The following is a 21,939-nucleotide window of genomic DNA, read 5'->3' as shown; positions in this document are numbered from 1 at the left end:
CGGGGGGCGAAAGCGCCGGAGGCGCAGGCTAGAGGCATTCCATCACATACAAGTCGGCGTGAGCAGCTTGTAAACTATCGCGGCTTGCCGTTTACTCTTGATTTTTGCACGACGCGCGAATGGCACAAGCAACGGAGAGTCAGGCGGCAATGGAATTCGGGCGTGTCGAGGCCAGTCTGAAGTGTCGTAGCGGCAGCCAAGTAGAAGTGTCGTATCTGGCACCGGTTTCTGCTTTTGTCATTACCGGGTTGAGGTGCCATGCAGCGTTGAAGGAATTGACTGAACAGGCAGGGCGCGTCAGTCCATTCAGTGGGTGCTTGCAGACCGCGGCTTCGGTTTGTGAACCTTGACTGCGATCGTGACCGGCTCTGCCGCCACCTGCTTGAGTGCGGCACTGATGTCGGCACGCGTGAACTCGCGCTGCTTCTTCGTGCCGGGCTCGCGCTGGTTGAGTTCGGCCGGCAGCCCGCGGTTCGTGCGCGACGGTGAACCCGACGCGCGCCGATCATCGCGCTGCGTCTGCAGCGCCTAGGAGACCTGCAGCGCGTGCCCCAGCCGTTTGTGCTCGATCACCGCGCCCTGGTCGATCTCCGACAGCCTGTCATAGGGCATGCAGGGAAGGGCCGTGTCGTTCGCCCTGGCCTCGATCCGCCCGTCCGGATACTCCCACACCTCGATATACCGGTGAATGAGTTTGCGGTTGGCGACCGTGTCTTCGAGCAGATACATCACGCGGTCGTACCGTACGGTCAGTGACTTCGTCACGCGCCGCAGTTCGCGCCACGTCAGCAGCGTGTCCAGATTCTCGTCGTCACGCAGCGGCCTGTGCGCATCGAACGTGCTCTTCGGCGGCCTGGCAAAGTGGGCGTTATAGGCCGCGATGAAGGCGGGCGCATACGCGTTGGCCGCCTCAACCGTGCTGATCCCGTGCAGCCGCATTTCCTTCACCAGCCGGTCCTGCAGCGTCAGGTGGGCGCGCTCGACGCGGCCCTTGGCCGGACTGCTGTTCGCGCAGAACGTATCGATGTTCAGCTCGTACATCGCCCGGCCAAAATGCGTGCCACCGCGCTCACCGTTCTGCGTATGCGTCGGCCGGAAGACGCTCGCACGGTCGCTATAGAATGCCACCGGTTTGCCGTAACGCTCCAGGTAGCCGCGCGTCGCCTCGAAGTAGCTGAACGTCGATTCGGTGGCCATGAAGTGCAGCGCCATCAGCCGGCCGGTCGCATCGTCGACGTACACCAGCAGCGTGCACTGCGGGGCCCGCGCCTCGAACCACGGATGCTCACTGCCGTCGATCTGCACCAGCTCGCCGACACCCGCCCGCCGTGCGCGAGGCTAATAGATCTTCGGCGGGCGCTGCCGGCGCGGGATCCACAGCCCGGCATCGGTCATGAGGTGCCGCACGGTTTCAGTCGCCAGCCGCAATCCGTGGCATTCGGCGAGTTTCTCGCAGGCCAGCGTCGGACCAAAATCGGCATAGAATTCACGGATGAGGGTCAACGCACGATCCGCCACACCGGCCGGCAACTGATGATTGCTGGTGCGCTCACGTCGGCGGGAAACCAGCCCGCGTGCACCTTCGGCCCGATACCGGTTAGCCAGACGCTCAATCTGCCGCCGGCTGAGCCCCAGACGTTCAGCCTCACGCCAGGGCATCAGCCGTCCGTCGACGACCGACTGGATCGCCCTTAACCGGTCTACCTCGCGCATGCTCATGGTGATCATCCCGGTACGGTCCATGATCGGCTCCAGCCATCGCCAGTGGAGCTTCAGCATGAGCCCGGAGAGGCCCGACTGCGACATCTCTATTTAGCTCAGATGCGACATTACTACTTGGGGCTAACAGGGGGTATCGATCTGGGCGACAAGCGCTTGAACCAGCGGGCAATCCTGCTGGCCGAACCACCGCCGGGGGAATCCTGCTGCCAGCAGTGCGCGCGCGTGCGGTGGCTGGGCCGCGACGGCAGCAGCTTATCGGTCTTTCGCGCAAGACAAGCTGGAATGGACCGACATCGTGGAGCTGCACTGGCAGTCCTCTGCCGAGCGGATGCGGGCATGCGACGTAGTGCTGTGCCTAGATGACACGAATGAGTTGATCTTCAACGGTGAGGACATAGTGCAGGGCCGGAGCATCAAAAGTCAATTACTTTCAACGAACAACGTGAGGGGGTTGTAAACCGCGAGTAACCGGCGTTTACTGTCGATTTTTCGGGGACGACAGATGCGCAAGGAAGTGGCTGCGCTGGTGGCGACGTTTGCAGACTTGCCGGACCCGCTGGTGATTGGACGCTGCGATCACGATTTGCTGGATATCGTGGTGCTGGCACTGTGTCGGTGATGTCAGGCGCCGAAGGCTGGGACGACATCGAAGACTGGGGTGTGGAGCGCCTGGCATGGCTGCGCCAGTATCTAAAGCTGCGTAACGGTATTCCAGGTCACGACACAATCCGGCGAGTGTTTGAGGCGCTGTCGCCTGCGGCGCTCGAAAGCCGGTTTGTCGAATGGGTCCAGGGCGTATGTGGTGCTGTCGACGGACGGGTGATTGCAATTGATGGCAAGGCGTTGCGCGGCTCGCGTTCGGTGGCGCGCGACACCCGTGCGCTGCACCTGGTGTCGGCGTATGCGGCCGAGATGGGGCTGACGCTGGGACAGCAGCCGTGTCAGGCCAAATCCAACGAGATTGAGGCGATCAAGGAATTGCTGCCGGCACTGGCGCTCGAAGGTGCAGTGGTGACGATCGATGCGATCGGCTGTCAGACCGAAATCGCCAGGCGGATCGTCGACGGCGGCGGCGATTATGTGCTCGCCGTCAAAGACAATCAGCCGACGCTGGCCACCGCGCTGCGCGAGTTCTTCGCCTGCCTGAATCAACCCGGCTATCCGTCACGGCCATGCGATACCCACGAAACCGTCGACAAAGGCCATGGCCGGTTCGAGACGCGCCGCTGCGTGGTGGTGGGCGAGCTCGCGTGGCTCGACGCCATCGAATTACGCGCACGCTGGCCGAATCTGCGCTCGGTGGCACGTATTGAGTCCCAGCGCGAGACGCACGGCCAAGTCCAGACCGAAACGCGCTACGTGATCAGTTCGCTGCCGGCCGACGCCCCGCGCATCATGTACGTCGCACGTACCTACTGGGCTATCGAGAATGGCCTGCATTGGTGCCTGGATGTCACCTTTGGCGAAGACGCCAGACAGATCAGGTTACGCAATGCCGCTCTGAATTTCTCCTTCCTGCGCAGGCTTGCCATCAACCTGTTCCGTGCCGATTCATCGCGCGCGCTCAGCCTGCCCCGAAAGCGTAAAGCCGCTGCCTGGAATCCCGACTACCTCGCACAGGTCTTGAAATTACAGCCGATTTGATGCTCCGGCCCTGGCCTGACAGCGGCCATCGTGACAAAGTAACCAGGATAAGCTTCAGCCGGCGAGCTTATTCCCGTCATGCGTTCGGTTCCGAACTGGGCCGGGGTTGGCCCGGACGTAAACTACTGCCGAGCGTTCCCTTCCTTTCGAGATATCCGAGACTCAAACCGTGAGCAGACGCATCGACTCAGGTGAACGCTGGAGAGGTGATTTTGAAATCGATCTGGCGACTCCTGCTTTCCTCGATTACCGGTGTTGCATGCGAAAAACTCGTGGGTGCGGCGGCGGCCATTGCCGGCAATCATCTTTTCGCCAACTTCTACGGACCACGCCTATTTGGGGAGCTGCAGTTCGCGCTTTCCCTCTCCTCTGTCGTTGGAAGCATAGCGCTAGTGTTTAGCGCGCAGGCGGTGGCGCCCATGCTCGGCAAAAGTTTGCGTCTCCGTCATCTTGTTTTCTATCGAACCTTCCGGCTGCGTCTCAGTTCGACGCTCAGCGTGATGCTCCTGTTCGCCGTGGGAGCCTGCCTCATCATGAACCGCACGAGTGCAGAGTTCGCGGTCGTCGCCGCCATGCTGCTCATCGTCGAACCCTTTGCTGTCGGTACCCTGATGGCCTACGCGGAACGGCGGCCGTGGACCGCCACTCGCGCCAGAACGCTGGCGAGCGGTGTCAGGGTGCTTTGGCTCTACGCTGCCGCACATGTCTCGGCGGGAGCGGTCGTTGCATCGGTGGCATGGCCGATCGAAGCTTGTATTGCTACGCTGGGTCCATTCTACCGTTATCGCAAGCTTGCCTTCCGGGCGCCGAAGTCGCTCCGTGGCGACAGCGCGGTAAAGCAGGAGCTGCTCGTGCGCGGCGTCAAGTTCTGGCCGGCGATCGCGGTAGGTGTGCTGATTCTCCGACTGGATCGCATTCTGCTCTCCGTGTTGATGTCGAAGGCCGATCTGGGAATCTATTCCGCTGCTGCGTCTCTGGTAGAGCAATGGAATTCGGTTGGCGCGGCCCTCGCTCTGGCACTCGCCCCGAGTATGGTATTTATCGCCAGAAACGAGGCGCAGTTGCGTGCAAAGGCACTGAGGCTGGCTCTCTATCTGGTCTTGCTGGCTGTTTTCGCGTTCATCTGCAGCCTCGCTGTCGGTCACGCCGCCTTCTTGATGATCTATGGCGAGAGCTTCAAAGCCGGGGCGCCCGTGATGATTTTCTCCACGGGATGTTCAATCGTTGTATTCGCCGACGCCGGGCTCACCACATGGCTGATTGCCGCTCGCCGCTATCAGATGATTCTGGCGAAGCAGGGGCTGACGCTAGGGGCGATCCTCGCCTCGCCCTTCGTGGTGCCGCACGCAGCGGTCATGTATGCGCCCGCTACAGCGACTGCCTTGGCGATGGCTATCTTTTGGTGCGCGGTGCACGGGCGCAACGCGTATCGGGCAAGCCGGCTTTCCACTGCCGCAGTGGATTCGCTTCCGCGGACCCGTGGCTAAGGCCTGTCGCGAGACAGCCTCAACACGAGATTTGCATGATGAGAACCGCCGCGTCGCGGCTGCTGACGGTTGTCATCGTAAAGCATTTCGGTGCTGATATATCCGAAGCGCCCCATCGCCACGCCCGTATTGGTGTGCTAGTTGTCCCACGTCGAAAAGACCGGTAGGAAAAACGGCTCTGCGCGTGCTCGACCTGTGCAATTCTCGCGTCCATTGGATACTCTTGGGGACTCAGTCGAGCACTAGCAGGCTGCGGAAATACCGACGCTGATGAGTCAGCGGATGAGACGGCTGAAACATTATTGTGATGAAGCCCTAACCCCGAGAGATGATGCGCGGCGCTGATACCTTCACCGAGAGCCTGTTCACGATGCGCAAGCTGGAAGACTTTGTTCCCGCGAGTCACCCGCTGCGCGCGATTCGCAAGATGGCCAATGCTGCGCTGGCGAAGATGGAGCCGTTGTTTGCCCGCATGTACGAGGCCGACATCAAAGGCGGCCGGCCCAGCATTGCGCCGGAGAAACTGCTGCGGGCGATGCTGTTGCAAGTGCTCTACAGCGTGCGCTCCGAACGACAGTTGATGGAGCAGGTCCAATATAACCTGCTGTTCCGCTGGTTCATTGGGCTGTCGATGGACGACAGCGTGTGAGTGCCGACCGTGTTCACCAAGAACCGGGAACGGCTGATTAAACATGACGCGGTCATCGAGTTCTTCAATGAGGTGCTGGCCATTGCACAGCAGAGGGCGTGGCTATTAGGCGAGCACTTCAGCGTCGACGGTACGCTGATCCAGGCCTGGGCCGGCCATAAGAGCTTTGTGCGCCGTGACGATGACGACCAGGCCAACGGCGATGTGGGCAACTTCAAAGGCGAGAAGCGCAGCAACGACACCCATGAGTCGAAGACCGATGCCGATGCACGACTCTATCGTAAAGGCGGCGCAGCCAGTGAATTGCGCTACATGGGCCATACCTTGAGCGACAACCGCCACGGTCTGGTGGCCGATGCCGTGGTGACGATCTCTGATGGTTATGCTGAGCGCGAAGCCGCCAAGGTCATGATTAACGATGCCAGACAGGCGCTCGATGCCCCGGCCTGTGAGATCACGCTCGGAGCTGACAAGGGCTATGACGCCCAGGAATTCGTGGAGACCTGTGTGGACATGAAGGTCACGCCGCATGTGGCGCAGAATAAGTTGCGTATTTCGGACGAACGTGACCGGCCGTTTCGGGATGGTGACCGGCGATTTCGGCAACGTGACCGGGCATTTCGGGAACGTGACCGAGCGGACCGGAAGGCAGGATTGGCGTTGCGCATGACATCAACTACGTGGACTATGCTCGCCGGCTTTTGCCGGAGAGAGCATGCCCGCGCACCGGATGAACATGCGCATGATCAAGGACGTTTTACGACTTAAATTTGACGGCGGCTTCTCGCACGATCGGATCGCCGCGTCACTGGGCATATCCAAGGGTGTGGTCGCGAAGTACATAGGACTGGCCGGTGCCGCCGGGCTGGACTGGGCAAGCGTCTGCGATATAGACGAAGGCGACCTCGAGCGGCGGCTTCTCGGCAAGCCCACGGGGCCAGCAGGCTACGCCCAGCCCGACTACGGACGCCTCCATCAGGAGCTGCGTCGCAAGGGCATGACGCTGACGTTGCTGTGGGAGGAGTACCAGGCCGAGTTCGCGGACCGGCAGACCTACCGCTATACGCAGTTCTGCGAGCACTACAAGGCGTTCACGAAACGCCTGAAGCGCTCGATGCGTCAGATTCACCGCGCCGGCGAGAAGCTGTTTGGGGGGAGGCGGACAAATTCTTGGACTACCTGGAGGTAGTTCATGTTCTCATACGAAGCTCGCATTCGAGCGGTTCGACTTTACTTGAAGCTGGGCAAGCGCATCGGAGCCACCATTCGGCAGCTGGGCTATCCGACCAAGAACTCTCTCAAGGCCTGGCATCGCGAATATGAGCAGTGCCATGATCTACGGGCGGGCTATGTCCGTTCGAGGCCGAGGTATTCGGATGAGCAGAAGAAGGTGGCCGTCGATCATTATCTGAGCCATGGCCGCTGTGCTGCCGCAACTTTGAGGGCGTTGGGTTATCCGAGTCGCGAGACGCTTGCAGCCTGGATCGAAGAACTGTGTCCAGATATCAGAAAACGTATTGTTGGCCGAGCCGTTGGTAGCGTTCCAAAGTCGCAAAAGGTGAAGCAGGCCGCAGTCATCGAGCTGTGCACCAGAGAGCAAAGCTTACGCGTGGTTGCCGAGAAAGCCGGTGTGAGTCGGCCAACACTGTATAACTGGAAGAACCAGCTACTCGGTCCAGAGGTTCCAGCATCTATGAAACGCAAAAAGAAACCAGCATCGGACCATGAGCGTGCGCAGCTGGAACAACAGGTCGAATCGCTTCAACGCGACATCCGACGGCTGCAGCTTGAGCACGATATCCTGAAGAAGGCGAACGAACTGATAAAAAAAGGGATGGGCATCAACCCGCAACTCCTGAGCAACCGGGAGAAGGCGAAGCTGGTTGATGCCCTGAAGCAGACCTATGCGTTGCCAGAATTGCTAGCCGCTTTGGGTCTTGCCCGTAGCTCTTACTTCTATCACCGTGCACGGCTGTTGGTCGCTGACAGGCATGCTGACGCGCGTCGCGTCATCGCGGACATCTTCGAACTCAATCACCGTTGCTACGGTTATCGCCGGATTCGCGCGGCATTGATCAGGCAGCGGGTCTTCATCTCGGAGAAGGTAGTGCGTCGTTTGATGCGACAGGAAGGTCTGGCCGCCGCCACGACCAGGCGATGTCGCTACGGCTCCTATCGTGGAGAAATTAGTCCCGCGCCGGAGAACATCATCAATCGTGACTTCTACGCCGCTGCTCCTAACCAGAAATGGCTCACGGACCTTACCGAATTCCAGATCCTGGCCGGCAAAGTGTATCTGTCGCCGGTTATCGACTGCTTCGATGGTCTCGTTGTGAGCTGGTCAATCGGTACGCGCCCGGACGCCGAACTCGTCAACACCATGCTGGATTCGGCAATCGAATCAGTGGCTGGCTGCAAGGAGCGGCCCGTAGTTCACTCGGATCGTGGTGCGCACTATCGCTGGCCAGGATGGCTCTCGCGTATGCAGTCTGCCAGACTGACTCGCTCGATGTCGCGCAAAGGATGTTCGCCGGACAATGCTGCCTGCGAAGGTTTCTTCGGCCGCCTCAAGACAGAATTGTTCTATTCTCGTGACTGGCGAACCACGACCATTGATCAATTCATCGAGACCGTTGACTCGTACATCCGCTGGTATAACGCAAAACGGATCAAGCTCTCGCTCGGCTTCCTCAGCCCCGTCGAATACCGGCAAAGTCTTGGAATCGTGGCATAACTCAGTCCAAGAAAATAGCCGCACCCCCAAATGGGGAGTATCCATCCGACGCTGACACACGGCTATCGGGCGTGCCTCGGATTGCTCTCGCTCTCACGTCGCTATGGCCGAGAACGTCTCGAAGCCGCCTGTGCGCTAGCACTGGAGCTGGGTGTGCACCGTTACCGCCACGTGCGCGACATCCTGATCAACAACCGCGACCGCGCTGCAGTGGCAACGCCTGCCGACTGGATCAGCCCGAGCCACGCGCATCTACGCGGCCCCGGCTACTACCAATAAAGAAAACCCACCATGATGATGCAACAGACACTGACGCAACTGCGCACCCTGAAGCTGGACCGCTTCGCTGACGGCCTGGAAGAACAACTGACGCAGCCCGGTGCGGCCAGCCTGAGCTTCGAGGAACGCCTGTCACTGCTGGTCGACCGGGAAGCCAGCTGGCGCGATGATCGCCGTCGTAGCCGACTGCTCAAGCAGGCGCGCCTCAAGTATCCGCAAGCCGCCATTGAAGATCTCGACACGCGTGCTGGCCGTGGCGTCGATCCGCGCTCACTCACGAGTCTCGCGCTCGGTGACTGGGTCGAAGCCGGCTACAGCCTGCTCATCAGCGGTCCAACCGGCGCTGGGAAGTCGTGGCTTGCGTGCGCCCTGGCCCAATACGCTTACCGGCGCGGGCATTCGGCGTTGTATCTACGCGTGCCGCGACTTGGCGAGGAGCTTCGCGTTCTGCACGGCAATGGCGGCTTCACAAAATGGCTGCTGCAGGTCGCCCGCGTTGACGTGCTCCTGCTGGACGATTGGGGAATGGCTCCCCTCGACGCGATGGTCCGAAACGATCTGCTCGAGATGATCGATGACCGCTCGGCGGGAAAGGCGACCATCATCACCAGCCAGTTACCGATTGAGCACTGGCATGGATGGATTGGCGACGAGACCATCGCCGACGCAATGCTCGACCGCCTCATGCAGCGTCATCACCGGATCACGCTCACCGGTGAATCCCTCAGAAAGTCATCCCCTAAACCCAGCGTCCTGGAGCCCGAACTCGACCAGAACTAACAAGAAAATCTACAATCAACACCGCGCAACGCCCAACCCCGCCGAATCGGTCACGTTCCCGAAATCGGCGGTCACGTTCGCCGAAATACGCAATAAGTCGGGACGCCATTCGGCGGAGCCGGATGCGATTGCCCAAAGCGCGGGCTACGCCATCTCGCAGCAAAAGCGCAAGCTGATCGAGCAGGGATTCGGCTGGGCCAAGACGCATGGGGGCATGCGTCAGGTAATGGTGCGCGGCCTGAAGAAAGTGGATCAGATATTTGTGCTGACGATGGCGGCGTACAACCTGGTTCGTATGCGCACCTTGGGACAAATCCGTGCGAATGAGGCGCAATAAGCTAAATCGGGGCTAAAAACGGCACCGACCAACCACCAGAGACGGGAATCGGGTAATCAATTCCCGGATGGTGAAAAAAACGACTACAGCTTCCCCTTCGGGAGGAAAGCCGCTCGTGATTGCTTCGGGTATTTCCGCAGCCTGCTAGGCTGAAGCGCCTGTCAACACACGCTTGCCGACGTTCCTGAAGAAAGCGCGCGCGGCAAACCACAGGCAATCCCGCCGCCTGTGCTTTCCCAGTGCCAGTGCCAACAGAGCGATCTTGCAGAAAGTCTGCGTATAGCGCCATAGATCCGGGAGCCGGTCGAGGTGGGGCCACAGGAAGAAGCGTAGCAATTGCGGATCGATCTTCACGCCGGCATCCGCCCAGTTGTGCAATGCGATGGAAAGGTGTGCGCGCCGCTGTTCGTCACGTCTGGCCTCGCTGATCTGCGAAGCATGCATACGGTGCCGGATCAGCGGCGTGCCAACGTTTGAAAACCTTCCATGTCGCGCCAGCAGCGACCATAGCCGATAGTCCTCTGCGCACTCGTAGGTCGACTCGTACCATAGTCCAAGCTGCCGTAGCGCATGCCCGCGCATCATGACCGTGGGATGGCCGAAGCATGGACCGAACAGCAGGTACGCCTTACACATGAGATCGCTGCGAGGAAAACGTACCCGGCCCGAGTACGCGCCAAACTTGATCGAATCACCGCCGCAGGCGACGAGCGTAGGGTCACCTGTCAATTCGCCGAGCTGGATCTGGAAACGGCCTGGCACAGCGATGTCGTCCGCGTCCATGCGGGCGATGAACTCCCCTCGCGCCTTTTCCAGACCAAAGTTCAACGCAGCGACGATTCCGCGGTTAGGCGTGTTGTAAAGAATAATCCGTGAATCGCGCTGAGCATGCGCGTCCACGATCTTTCGCGTACCGTCACTCGAGCCATCGTTGATGACCAGTAATTCCAAGTCGGAAATGGACTGTACGAGGATCGAGTTGATGGCCTCGTCGATGTACTTCTCGCCGTTGAATACCGGCATGACGACAGAAATGTAGGGCCTCTTCTCGGCTGGCGATTCCAGTTGCTTCAGCGACGGTTCGTCAATTGCCGGCTTCATCGCTTTCTCCGTGTTTTTTCGCGAGTCCGGAAGACTCGCGCCTGGTAACCGCTGCAGCGCGGGGAGACCCAGTGACCGGGCCACGTACAGGTCGATATTCACTCGTACGTTTCTCGACAGTTGAAATGCCACTTGCTCTGTCATGGGCATGGATTGTACCCATCATCGCATGCTGGAAATTTTCGCCTTGAATCCTCGAGTCTGATTTTACTGCCCTACGGGATTGACGGCGGAGTCACCGGCGGCCGAACTGCTATTCAAGCGCTTCCTCGCGTCCTTTCTGTACGCTTTTGTGATATGCCGTGTGACTCGCGGCGCCGCGTATTTAGACCCATAAATGAAGCGCATGGCAGGACCAAAGCTGTACGCAGAGGCCGGACCAATGATATAGAGTCCACGCATGGTGGATTCGAAATCGCGAGTCAAGTCCGGCACCCCGTCGGCCGCCGAAATTGAGTCAATGATTTCCCTGGAAAGGAAGGTGTGCCGTCTGATATCGGTCTTGAATCCCGTGGCGGCAATCACATGATCCGCAGCAAGGGTCGACTCCTTGTCTTCACTCTTTACACGCAAAATCACCCGATCGTTGTCAACACAGGCGTGACGCACTTCGCTGCCGAGCAGCACTTCGATTCTGTCGACCACCCGGTCACGAAGCCACCACGCACCCGAGGGACCCCAGGAAGTCTCCACGATTCTCTTGCGCCGCTGACGATCCAGCATGCGAAATAAAAAGGGATATTCAGAAATAATATGAGAACGCCATCCGGTGCCGAGCCCCCCGTCGGGACTAAGTAGCCGTGATATCACTCCCCGTGTGTGATTCGGCTTGCTGTTCCAGGTAACAGACGAATCCCTTACAAGAACGCGAGTTCGGGCGCCAGTCTCGTGAAGAAGCGCCGCTAGTCCCAGTGCTGACTGGCCGCCGCCAACGACCACGATGTCCTTTTCTTTGGCCCAGCTTAGGCTGCCGTATATGCCCGAATGGGACAGGTACTGTTTGGGAAGCCCTTGGAGCACCGCCGGAGTTTGCTCGAAGCCCTTGAGACCTAAAGCCATCGCGACTCTGCGTGCCGTCAATGCGGTGCCGTCACTCAGGCTTAGGTGAAACAATCCTTCAGCATGGTGCATGTTGCACACGTCTACCGGCCTGACGTGGCCAACCAGATGTTTTTGAAACCAGAGCGCATAGTCCACAAACGTTTCCAGTGGAAAGTACATGCCCACCCGCTGATATGGAAGACCATGCTGCCGGCAATAATCCGCCACCGTGTAAGCCTGTGTGGGTGCATTCAGACTCGAAGCAAATGCCTCCGAGCGCATCAACATGCCTGGCGGCATGACCTCCTTCCAGGCTTGCATCGGCTGTCCAAGGATATGATGAGGGACGCCAGCCGCGCTCAGATACGCCGCGAGGGATAAACCATACGGCCCCGCGCCAATGATTACGGTATCGGTCGATGGCATTCATGTCTCCCTTCGAGGCTGTCCTGACTGGCGATAGTCTGGTTTCGTTTATTCCACCGCCGCAAAAACCGCTGCAGCGGGTGGTCAAGGCAGTAAAACTTCAGAGCAGGCAGAGGATCACCCCAACGAAAGTAGCCATCCAACGTTTTTGCGCCAGGAGTCAGTAGGTCAAGTGGCGGCGTGTCGACGATTGTGGCTCGCCACACCAAGGGCGCGCGATTGAATGGTTCGGACAAGGGCGGAAGTCCCAATTCGTGGCGGTACGCGGCTAGTGGAATATTGACCCCGCATAGAGTGGCAATTTCGCCCTGCCAATCGGTTCTACCCACGGTGGGTTCGATCATGACAAACCTCTTGTGCAGATCGTCCCATTTGTACTCCATGCTGCCCATCCCATCCATGCCGGCCTGTTCTGCAAAGGCCAATGTCATGGGTTCAAGAATGTCGCGCGCTTCGGGCGCCGCAACGCACGTTGCCGTACTGCCTACATCGCGCGGATAGCAAGAGAGCTTGCGACCGGTAAAAATGCCGGCGACGTGGCCATCGGCACCGCGATAGAACAGCGTGAAATAGATGCTGCTTTCCGGGCCTTCTATCCATTCCTGGGCGACGATTCCGCCTGGCGTGATCAGCATGGTGCTCGCACGGTCCAGCGCGTCGTCCAGCGAACCGACCCGGACCGCTCGCTCCTTGTGTCCGCTCAGCACGTTTCGTTTATCGTCTGGTTTGAGCACACACGGATAACTCAGTTGACCCAGAAGGCCCAGATCGGATCGGTTCTCGAGAATGGCGGTACGAGGAACCGGAAAGCCATGCAGCAGTGAAAAGGCGTGAAACGACGCCTTGCTGCTCAAACGCTTCACGGTTTCGTCGACTGGGATACGGAAACGAAACCACTTCGAGAGTACGTGCCGATTTTCCGAAACCGAGTGAACGGCTTCTTCGGCAGTCAATATCAGCACGGGACGATGATCGAACTGCTTGCCGAGCTCGATCATATCTTCGACGAACTCCGGCCCGGTAAAGCTTCTGATGACACGGCTTCGGGCATAGCGCGACCATAGGGCAGCCCGGTTGCTATTGGTATCTACAGCGACAATTGGTAACCGCTGTCGGGCAATCGATCTCACCACTCCCAGCCCATTCAGTTCGCCTCCGATAATGACTGCGGCCACCCTGTTATCAGAAACGTACGCGCTGGACATGAGATTGGTTCCTTTGTTCGTTCTAAGGCTACGCTGAAAAAGGTCAACGGCATTGGGCGTTCAATCGTTAGATGTGCATGAAACAACAGACCCTTGCGATGGCGGCCGATCAAGGCGCCGGATTTGAACAGTACCGTCGGCCAACCAAACGCGATGTGTTCCTTGAGACGATGGAGCAGATCGTGCCGTGGGCGCAATTGTGCGAGGTTGTCGAGCCGTACTATCCGAAGGGTCAAGGCGGTCGCCCGCCAGTGGGTCTGGAGCGCATGCTGCGCATGCACTTTGTGCAGCACTGGTTCAACCTGGCGGATGAGGCGTGCGAGGAGGCGCTGCTGGACAGCACCGCATTGCGGCGATTCGTCGGGATTGACCTGGGGCGCGAGCGGGTTCCCGATGGCACGACGCTGTTGAAGTTTCGCCGGCTGCTGGAGCGCAACAAGCTCGGCGAGCAGTTGTTCTCCAAGGTCGGCGAAGTACTGCAAGGGCATGGGCTGAAGGTTGGCACCGGCACGATCGTGGATGCCACCATCATCGGTGCGCCCAGTTCCACGAAGAATGCGGACAAGGCACGAGACCCCGAAATGCATCAGACGAGGAAGGGCCAGCAGTGGTACTTCGGCATGAAGCTGCACATCGGTGTGGATAGCCAGACGGGACTGGCACACAGCGCGGTAGTGACGGCGGCAAACGTGCATGACAAGCATCCGCTGCCGGCGCTACTGCACGGCGACGAGCGGCGTGTGTACGGCGACAGCGCCTATGCGAGCCAGAAGGAACTCATCGCCAGCAAGGCGCCGAAAGCGAAGGACTTCACCAACCAGCGTGTGCGCAATCGCAGTGGTGAAGTCGATGAAACCAGGCGCTCGAAAAACCGCAACAAGTCGAAGATTCGTGCCCGGGTCGAACACGTCTTTGCGGTGGTCAAGCGGCTGTGGGGCTTCGGCAAGGTGCGCTATCGCGGCCTCGCGAAGAACGCCACGCGTGCCTTTACTGCACTCGCGCTGGCCAACATCTACATGAGCCGCGCGCGGCTGATGGCACAGGTGCGTCCATAAGCAGCCGAAATGGGTCGAGAGCCCCGCTTGCCAGGCCCTTCAGGGCCGGGAAATCGAACCGGTCGCATCGCTGATCTCACATTCCGGAATTCAGCATCAAGCTGTCGGCGAAAACGGTGGCTTCTTCAGCGTAGCCCTAAGCCTATCCTCTGCTCACAACGTCATCGGTACGCAAACGCACATTGCGAATTACCCGGGCGTCCGTGGGTTCACTGTTATACGTTCATCGCCTCGCCCCGATGCAACAATCGGCGGCGGGCGCTCATACTCGCAAGCGGCGTGTCGTTTCCGATCACCTAGATGTTCACGGCAAGATCTCGACTGATCGGTGCGCTTGGCACCCTCTGATTTCTCATCGCTTCTCTGCTACTATTGTGTGCGGAGCGTCATTGATGAGCCCCGAACTGTTCTTCGCCCGAACGCCGGCGCCAGCTTCGAGCAGTTTATGGCGTCTCTGCGTGATCCAGACAGCGCTGCGTCAATCGTGTCCGCACGTCGCTTTGGCGAGGCTCTTCATATTGACCTGCAGACGCTCGCTCAGCAGGCACTCGTGCATCGCAATACGCTGAGCCGTCGCCCGCCTCCGAGCGTGTCCAGCGATTTCTGCGGGAAGCACTTCGCGTTATCCAGGCGGCCACCGATATCTCTGGTGCCGTCAATCAGGCGCTCTTCTGGTATCGAAACGAGCCATTAGCTGTTTTTGACTACAGGACTGCAGAACAGCTGGTATCGGATGGCCGCACTGACGACCTGCTTCGCTACGTTTTATCTTTCGAAGCAGGCGCGGCAGGATGATCCTTAAAGGAATTTCCCAAGTGACGGCATATCGCATGCACGTTCCGAAGTGGGCGGTTGCACCGACACTGGAAGACGGCGTTCCGTATATCCGCGTCGCAGACTTTCCGGGAAATAAGCTGAACACTTCGGGCATAAAGTAGACTAGGAGTCTGCGCGGCAGAAGTTGCGCGGTCATCCGATTGCCTGTTGTAAGTGTTGTCGGCAGATGACGACGAGCTAACTTCCCTACGATCCACAACAGCAGTTCCTGCTGCCCCATGCGCTGCAAGATTGGCTGCCTGAAGGCCACCTTGCTTACTTCATCAGCGATACGGTCGACTCGCTCGACCTGTCCGCCTTCCACGCGCGGTATGCCGGCGGCGGTGCGCGCAACCAGCCCTTTCATCCGGCGATGATGGTCAAGGTGCTCGTTTATGGCTACGCGACCGGTGTGTTTTCCTCGCGCAAGCTGGCCAGGAAGCTGCATGAGGATGTCGCGTTCCGGGTCCTGGCGGCGGGCAACTATCCGGCGCACCGGACGCTGTGCGACTTCCGCGCCTTTCACCTCAAAGAACTGTCGGACTTGTTCGTGCAGGTGGTGAAACTGGCCAGGGAGTGCGGCCTGGTTAAGCTCGGCACGGTCGCGGTCGACGGCACCAAGATCAAGGCCAACGCATCGCGCCATAAGGCGATGAGCTACGAGCGGATGAAGAAGCTCGAGCTTGAGCTGAAAGAGCAGATCGACGCTCTGCTGGCAAAAGCGAAGGCGGCCGACGTCGCCGAGAAAAATGAGCCGGAGCTGGATATCCCGGCCGAGATCACGCGGCGCGAGGATCGCCTGGCGGTGATTCGCGCTGCACGCGCACACCTGGAAGAGCGCCAGCGTCAGACTGATATCGCATCGCGCGCGGTCGCAGTGACGACGATGCGCCGCCGGACGCCGACGCAGAGCCGAAAAAGAAGTCGCGCTTCAAGTACAAGTTCGGCGAGCCGAAGCCCGACGCACAGGAAAATTTCGCCGATCCGGAAAGCCGGATCATGAAGCATGCCGGCGGCGGCTTTGACCATTCCTACGACGCGCAAGCTGCGGTCGACGAGGCTGCCCACATCATCGTCGCGGCCGAACTGGGCAACAGTGCCGCCGACAGCGGCCAATTGCCAACCGTTCTTGCTGCCGTGCTGCGCGACGCCGGCGCCGATCCCAAGCAAGTCCTTGCCGACGCGGGCTACCGGGCGGAAGCGACGTTCGAACAATTGCGCGAGCATCCGGCCGAGCTGATCGTGGCGCTCGGACGCGAGGGCAAACAGGACGCGAAGATCGATGCCAGCAAGCGGCCGCTGTGCGCCGCGATGGCTGAAAAATTCACGTCTGCCGAAACACAGGCCGCCTATCGCAAACGCAAATGGCTATCCGAGCCGCCAAACGCCTGGGTAAAAAGCGTGTTCGGGCTCCGCCAATTCAGCATGCGCGGACTGGCCAAGGCCCAGGCCGAGTGGAAGCTCGTCTGCACGGCGTTGAACCTGCGCCGAATGGCGAAAATGATGTACGCGTAAGCCCCGAAAGAAGGCCATTTTACGCAATATCGTCGTCGATCACGGCATTCTTTGGCAGGTCGGCGCGCCAAACCGAAGGCGGTCGCGATGCAGGACGCTGCGGCGTCCCGCTGTCAGCTCAAAACTAGTCTGCCGCGCAACCTCCTAGGCTCCTACTCGTCTTGTCCGTTGACCGTCCGACTATCGTCAACGCATGGGTGTCATGCATCGAGTACGACGGCTGCAGCGTGACTACTACTCTGCACTGGGGTCCAGTGCATAAACGTCATGCGGTGACATCGCCGCGTGCACACTGTCCGGCGAGTGCCTTTCTGTCGATTTTACCGTTCACTGTAAGCGGGAACGCGTCAATGACAACGATCCGTTGCGGCACCGCGTAGACCGGCAAGCGCTGCCGGCACGCCCGCAGAACAACCGCGATCTCAAGCTGGGGGTTTGTCACGAAGGCGACGAGGCCGGTTGCTCGCCCGACTTCGTCGAGCGGCCAGGGGACAACCGCGCACAGCGCAGCATGGCTGGACGCTTGCACGACATGTTCGACTTCTTCTAGCTCGAGCCGGTTGCCGCGAATCTTTACCTGCGTATCGAGACGTCCCTGAAACACGATTCCGTGTTGCGTCGTTGCGCGCGCGGCGTCGCAGGATCGATACCAGCGATGCGCACACAGACCCGGATAAGTCTTCGCAATGAACCTTCTATTGCCGGGTTCGTCAGTCGACAGATAGCTGCCAGCAAGCTGCGGGCCACCAATCAGCAATTCGCCCGTCTGCTCCGTAGCTACTGGTTCGAGCTGGGCATCCACGATCAGCAGTTCCACCCCCGGGAGCGCCCAGCCAATCGGGATGACCGTGTGCTGCGGGTCGTCGAGAAGTTCGGTGGTGACCTCGAAGCACGTGCTGGCGATGGTCGCTTCAGTCGGCCCGTACATGTGCAGGAGCCGGCCGTTCGGCGTGGCCCGCATCCACGCCTGCGCCAGCGAGCGAGGCAACGGCTCGCCGCCGAACATCGACACTCGAAGACTTGGGAATGCACCCGGTGTCAGCTTGCGCATTTGCTGCATGAAGCCGGCTACTGAAGGCACGCTATTCCAATGTGTAATCTGGTGAGTCTGGATGAAGCCAGCGTTATAGACGGGATCGACGGTTTCAGGCACGTACAGACAGCCGCCGTTCGCCCAGCAGACGAACATGTCGTGCACGGATGGATCGAAGCTCAACTCGCATAGCTGCACATAACGCGCATCGCGCACTTTATCGACCAGTTGCAATTGGCCCTTCACATACGCATCGGCATTCGCATGCGTGATCGGCACACCCTTCGGTGCTCCCGTTGAGCCCGACGTAAAGAGTATGTAAGCGATGTCGTGCAGGGCGCCCTGATGTTGCACATACGGCGCGGCTGGCAGCGGCGAAAGAGCGGGGGGCAGATGCGATTCGTCCGCGTCTTCGTCGAGCAGGAAAATTTGTGGGCGTTCGTCGAGCAAGGACAGCACTTCATCGAGTGACGCGGCGCAACCCCGATCGACCAGCATCAACGGCGCACCGGACCGCTCGATGATGGCTGCGATCCGCGTAGCCGGCATCTTTGGGTTGAGTGGCACATAGGCCATACCGGCGTCGAGAATTCCCAGCACGCCAACATAGGCGGCGACGCTGCGATGTCCAAACAGCAAACATCGGCCCGTGTCGCCGCTCCGTGCAACCGCTGCCAGTCCCGCAGACACGCGACGTGCCCGAGTTTCTATTTCGCTGTAGCTGTAAAGACGCTCATCGAGCCATAACGCAGGGCTGTCCGACCGGTCCGTAGCAGAATCGAAGAAGTAGGATTGCAACATCTGATGGACTCCGTAGCACACAAATTCTGACCATTTTTTAGTAAGGCAATCGAAGCCCACCAAGGGGAGTCAGTCGGCGTTTCGCCTTGCCGACGTCGTCTTCCAATGTTTTGAGCATATTTCCCGCGCTACGAGGCGGTCAAACTGGTCCACATGCGAGCCAGAAGGGTTTGATGCATCTATAAGCATGCCTCAATGTTCAATCTCCAATAGATCAGTTCATGTTGTGTTATTTAATTAAATCATGGAATACAACGCTGCGCTTGAGTCTCAACGTTATTGATTTGCAATGGTGCGATCTGTGCGTCATCAAACCAAACCGGCCTGAAGAAACCATGTCCGGACGGGGTGAGTCTGCCGCAGAAGATCAGGCGGCGGGAAGATCGGCTGGCAGATGACTGGCAGCCGCGGGTACAGCAGATCGTGAGTGTCTCGCGAACGGTCGAACGCCGAAACCGCACTGGCGGCTGGGATTGCAGCAATTAGACGGCGTTGTAGGTCAGCACCACCGCCATAAGCGCTGCAACCTGCCAGATGGCCATGCGGCGCAATGCCTTGAATTTCGAACACTTACGACGTTGCTCCTGCGGAAGGAGAAGTTAACAACCCTAGAGCCGTCGCCGCGGATGTTTGCCGCGCATCGAAATCTTCATTCCCAAGCAATTTAGACTTGAGTTCTTCGATGCGATCTTCTATGCGAGTCGCTTCGCTAGGCGGCAATAGATCGCCCACGCCGCGCAGATAGCATTCGAGTTCGTGGATGCGAATACCGAGCGCCCCTGATTGACGGTCAATGAATGAAATATCGTGTGACGCGATCGACCGAATGACAAAAATCGGTACATCGGATCGCATAGGGAAAATCATTTGCGAGTGAGCACCGCGAACGGCGCTTAGCGGATGGAATTCGCCAAGCATCAATCCAGCGTTCATATAAAACGGCTTCAACATCGAGTGCGCGCAGTCTATGAACTTGTAGTACGACTCCTCCCGAAGATTTCTTGGAAAGACGCACAGCGATAGCAGATCCGAGCGTCCCGATATGTTCCCGGCAACCCTGTTAAAAAAGTATGTCAAGCGCATCATGACGTCGATGAATACATCGAAGCTCATCTCGCCGACATCTAATGCACAGAAGTGCATTGCCCTCGCTTCGTGGGCGGGCCGCGCAAACGGGCAAACCGGCCCCCTGCGCCCCAAATCGGGATGCGGTTGCATGATGAACCGCTGGATCCATGCGAGTCCGGCCCCGAAAGTCGCGCGAAGAGGCGCGTCCGAAATCGAGTCGATCTCGGTGGACGGGCATATCGATCGCTCTATTTCCAAGAGCGCTCTGGCCGTCGCCCCTTGTATTAGGTCGAGCTCACTAATATCGATCACTTTGGGTCACCGACTAATGTGGATCATGATTGCTTCTGAGAAGCATGCTGGCGAGCTATCGCCTGTTCCGTTGATAATCCGACGGCAAACGCCACTCCGCGTCGGATTGCAACCCCTTACGGCGAACATCCATCAGCTTCGGTCCATGCCACGGGCCTAGGTACCGGCGTGCCGGCATCGAGCGCCCTCTCGCGCAAAAATTCCTCGCAATGAGCCATCACGACGTTACGCGCTGTGTGCGAGAACAACGAGTGATCCACTCCCTTGAAAATCTCTACCGTAACGTTCGTCAGCTTTTCGAGTTGGCGACCGCCCGGTCCAAAATGAATCTCGAGCTCATCGCGCCCCGCATCGAGCGAACCATACACCAGCGACGTTTGCACGCCCTTGCGCTCAAGGCCCATGATGAAGTGGCGGATCTCACCAGTCGAAGTATTGATGCCAAACCGGCCTTCGAACGGACTCATGGCGACCGAAGTCAGGCGCGCGTTCCAGCGGCGTGCCAGCTCCTTGGCCTTCACTAGCCCATTTGCGCGTCCGGTAAGCAGCCGGAGCACCTTATGGGGGCTGCGGAACGCACGCCAGTACGCCCGATTCGATTCGAAAGGGAGAGCGCCCGGCTTCGTTTGTGGGGCGCCCCATAAGAAAAACGGCAAGTTAACCAACATGCAGCCCACCACACGAGGATGCGCTAACGCCGTGTGAATGCCGACGTATGCACCCGAGCAGACGCCGAACATGACGACTTCCCGGTGTCCGGCCGCCATCAGCCATTCCACTCCTGCTGTCGCGTCGGTGACCGAATGTAGGGTGTATTCGGCTTCCAGCGTCGGCGCGTTTTCGTGACGAAGACTATCGCCGATGCCGCCAAGATCCATGCGTAACGAGGCGATTCCTTGCCCGGCAAGCCGTCGCGCCATCAGTACGGCCAGCCGTCCGTCGCCGATGCGATGACTGGCCCCGGCATTGACGAACAGCACAGCGGGAGCGGACTCGAGCGCGCAGCGCGGCTGGCAAAATACGCCGACATAGCGCCCGTCTCCGAAGACAACTGGCGTTTCATGACCGGCCGAAAAATTGATCCGTGCGTCGGCGGCCGGAGCAAGTATCTCAACAGCGGGCGCCGCCATCGTCCCGGACGGGAAGCCGAGCCATTCGAGCGCACTGTCGAATGCTCGCTGGGGGGGGGCGCTAAGCCGAGCGTCGACCAGGAACTTGTCGTACTCAGGAAAAATCTGAACGTCTGCTCTCGCACCGTGACCGCGGTAACGCTCGACCAGCTGGTTCATTGATACGCTGTCGCAAATATCATGCAGCAACACGCGGGGCGCGGGGGCCCGCGCGCGGTGGACGAGGTTGACCTTAGCGAGTTGCTCGAGCGTGTCGGTGTACAGCTGAAATCCGAACGCGCCCACGGCGCGCCCGTAGTCGTACGGCTCGGCGCTTTCGCTACCCATTGGGGACTTGAGCCAGCTTTGATGCTGCATGCCCAGTTCCCGTATATATCGCTTGCCAGCGATGACGGGCACCATCAAAACCAGGCTATCGACGCCGTCCAGTTCTTCGGCCGCCAGGACGGCCAACGTCGCTCCTAGACGCAGCCCGCACAAAATCAGGCGTGTCACGCCGGTCGTGGCCCGCAGATACTGCGCCGCAGCCTTGACACTATCGATCCATGTGCGAAAGCGCTGCGGGTCTTCCTCATTACCGCCCGAATCTCCGGCTCCCGGATAGTCGAAGCGAATAACCGGAATCCCGCAGAACACCGTCAATGCAATGGCAAAGTCGCGCCAGCCGCGGTGGACGCATAGCGCGTCGTAGCCGAACGGGCTGCACAGCACGACGCCCGTCGTGGCGCTGCGGCTTGCCGGCAGGTGCAGCCACCCGTAGCAGCAACCAAAGGTGACTGGCCTCATCGTAGGATTGCCTGCCAT

Annotated in this window: 12 protein-coding genes and 7 pseudogenes; 11 read left to right on the top strand and 8 right to left on the bottom strand. The window is 59.4% G+C overall.

What is annotated here, in order from left to right; all coding sequences use genetic code 11:
* Positions 1–306: 306 nt before the first annotated feature.
* A pseudogene (locus BLW71_RS12425) lies at positions 307–1,743 on the bottom strand (ISNCY family transposase).
* 597 nt (positions 1,744–2,340) lie between these two features.
* Here BLW71_RS12425 and BLW71_RS12415 point away from each other — a divergent pair.
* The 8 genes and pseudogenes from BLW71_RS12415 to BLW71_RS12380 all read left to right on the top strand — a co-directional run.
* Positions 2,341–3,366, top strand: a complete 1,026-nt coding sequence (locus BLW71_RS12415) for an ISAs1 family transposase (protein WP_091796571.1) — start codon at positions 2,341–2,343, stop codon at positions 3,364–3,366.
* Positions 3,367–3,578: 212 nt separating this feature from the next.
* Entirely contained in the window at positions 3,579–4,853 is a 1,275-nt protein-coding gene (locus BLW71_RS12410) for a lipopolysaccharide biosynthesis protein (RefSeq protein ID WP_091796570.1), read from the top strand.
* Between the two features lie 331 nt (positions 4,854–5,184).
* Positions 5,185–6,270 (top strand): annotated as a pseudogene (locus BLW71_RS12405) (IS5 family transposase).
* A pseudogene (locus tag BLW71_RS12400) lies at positions 6,218–6,652 on the top strand (IS21 family transposase); the annotation flags it as partial. The pseudogenes BLW71_RS12405 and BLW71_RS12400, both read left to right, overlap by 53 nt.
* A gap of 42 nt (positions 6,653–6,694) precedes the next feature.
* Entirely contained in the window at positions 6,695–8,236 is a 1,542-nt protein-coding gene (locus BLW71_RS12395; RefSeq protein ID WP_091796569.1) for an IS3 family transposase, read from the top strand.
* 18 nt (positions 8,237–8,254) lie between these two features.
* Positions 8,255–8,515, top strand: a pseudogene (locus BLW71_RS12390) (IS21 family transposase); the annotation flags it as partial.
* Positions 8,516–8,527: 12 nt separating this feature from the next.
* The gene (istB, locus tag BLW71_RS12385; RefSeq protein ID WP_091796568.1) at positions 8,528–9,295 is read left to right on the top strand and encodes an IS21-like element helper ATPase IstB; all 768 of its coding nucleotides are present in this window, start codon (positions 8,528–8,530) and stop codon (positions 9,293–9,295) included.
* Positions 9,296–9,383: 88 nt separating this feature from the next.
* Positions 9,384–9,632 (top strand): annotated as a pseudogene (locus BLW71_RS12380) (transposase); the annotation flags it as partial.
* A 144-nt stretch (positions 9,633–9,776) separates the two neighbouring features.
* On the opposite strand, the gene BLW71_RS12375 reads toward BLW71_RS12380, so the two are convergent.
* From BLW71_RS12375 to BLW71_RS12365, 3 genes are all read right to left on the bottom strand, one after another.
* Complete coding sequence (locus tag BLW71_RS12375; RefSeq protein ID WP_177205018.1) at positions 9,777–10,733, bottom strand: glycosyltransferase family 2 protein; 957 nt, start codon at positions 10,731–10,733, stop codon at positions 9,777–9,779.
* Between the two features lie 207 nt (positions 10,734–10,940).
* Positions 10,941–12,200: a SidA/IucD/PvdA family monooxygenase gene (locus BLW71_RS12370; RefSeq protein ID WP_091796566.1), complete on the bottom strand. Its 1,260-nt coding sequence runs from the start codon at positions 12,198–12,200 to the stop codon at positions 10,941–10,943.
* The gene (locus BLW71_RS12365; RefSeq protein WP_091796565.1) at positions 12,179–13,405 is read right to left on the bottom strand and encodes a carboxylate--amine ligase; all 1,227 of its coding nucleotides are present in this window, start codon (positions 13,403–13,405) and stop codon (positions 12,179–12,181) included. The genes BLW71_RS12370 and BLW71_RS12365 overlap by 22 nt, the downstream gene beginning before the upstream one ends.
* A gap of 77 nt (positions 13,406–13,482) precedes the next feature.
* Between BLW71_RS12365 and BLW71_RS12360 the strand changes: the two genes are divergently transcribed.
* From BLW71_RS12360 to BLW71_RS12350, 3 genes and pseudogenes are all read left to right on the top strand, one after another.
* Positions 13,483–14,460 (top strand): IS5 family transposase, encoded by a 978-nt coding sequence (locus BLW71_RS12360; protein WP_091796501.1) that lies wholly within the window; start codon positions 13,483–13,485, stop codon positions 14,458–14,460.
* A 445-nt stretch (positions 14,461–14,905) separates the two neighbouring features.
* Positions 14,906–15,255, top strand: a pseudogene (locus tag BLW71_RS42250) (DUF2384 domain-containing protein).
* 250 nt (positions 15,256–15,505) lie between these two features.
* Positions 15,506–16,791, top strand: a pseudogene (locus BLW71_RS12350) (IS1182 family transposase).
* Positions 16,792–17,056: 265 nt separating this feature from the next.
* Here BLW71_RS12350 and BLW71_RS12345 read toward each other — a convergent pair.
* The 4 genes from BLW71_RS12345 to BLW71_RS12335 all read right to left on the bottom strand — a co-directional run bounded on the left by BLW71_RS12345 (position 17,057) and on the right by BLW71_RS12335 (position 21,939).
* Positions 17,057–18,625 carry an amino acid adenylation domain-containing protein gene (locus tag BLW71_RS12345; RefSeq protein ID WP_091796564.1) on the bottom strand — a complete coding sequence of 523 codons (1,569 nt, stop codon included), beginning with the start codon at positions 18,623–18,625 and terminating at the stop codon, positions 17,057–17,059.
* A 309-nt stretch (positions 18,626–18,934) separates the two neighbouring features.
* A complete protein-coding gene (locus tag BLW71_RS40845; RefSeq protein WP_143048328.1) occupies positions 18,935–19,195 on the bottom strand; it encodes a hypothetical protein in 261 nt (86 codons plus the stop codon).
* A complete protein-coding gene (locus BLW71_RS12340) occupies positions 19,196–20,005 on the bottom strand; it encodes a DUF6875 domain-containing protein (protein WP_091796563.1) in 810 nt (269 codons plus the stop codon).
* A gap of 116 nt (positions 20,006–20,121) precedes the next feature.
* Positions 20,122–21,939 carry a serine aminopeptidase domain-containing protein gene (locus BLW71_RS12335; protein WP_091796562.1) on the bottom strand — a complete coding sequence of 606 codons (1,818 nt, stop codon included), beginning with the start codon at positions 21,937–21,939 and terminating at the stop codon, positions 20,122–20,124.

It is taken from the genome of Burkholderia sp. WP9 (assembly GCF_900104795.1).
Taxonomy (GTDB): domain Bacteria; phylum Pseudomonadota; class Gammaproteobacteria; order Burkholderiales; family Burkholderiaceae; genus Paraburkholderia.
This window is presented reverse-complemented; position numbering and strand designations above follow the sequence as displayed.

Excerpts from the sequence above, each read along its gene's own strand:
- BLW71_RS12415 (WP_091796571.1), top strand. The coding sequence starts at position 2,341 with ATGTCAGGCGCCGAAGGCTGGGACGACATCGAAGACTGGGGTGTGGAG.
- BLW71_RS12395 (WP_091796569.1), top strand. The coding sequence starts at position 6,695 with ATGTTCTCATACGAAGCTCGCATTCGAGCGGTTCGACTTTACTTGAAG.
- istB (WP_091796568.1), top strand. The coding sequence starts at position 8,528 with ATGATGATGCAACAGACACTGACGCAACTGCGCACCCTGAAGCTGGAC.
- BLW71_RS12375 (WP_177205018.1), bottom strand. The coding sequence starts at position 10,733 with ATGAAGCCGGCAATTGACGAACCGTCGCTGAAGCAACTGGAATCGCCA.
- BLW71_RS12370 (WP_091796566.1), bottom strand. The coding sequence starts at position 12,200 with ATGCCATCGACCGATACCGTAATCATTGGCGCGGGGCCGTATGGTTTA.
- BLW71_RS12365 (WP_091796565.1), bottom strand. The coding sequence starts at position 13,405 with ATGTCCAGCGCGTACGTTTCTGATAACAGGGTGGCCGCAGTCATTATC.
- BLW71_RS12360 (WP_091796501.1), top strand. The coding sequence starts at position 13,483 with ATGAAACAACAGACCCTTGCGATGGCGGCCGATCAAGGCGCCGGATTT.
- BLW71_RS12345 (WP_091796564.1), bottom strand. The coding sequence starts at position 18,625 with ATGTTGCAATCCTACTTCTTCGATTCTGCTACGGACCGGTCGGACAGC.
- BLW71_RS12335 (WP_091796562.1), bottom strand. The coding sequence starts at position 21,939 with ATGGCAGGCAATCCTACGATGAGGCCAGTCACCTTTGGTTGCTGCTAC.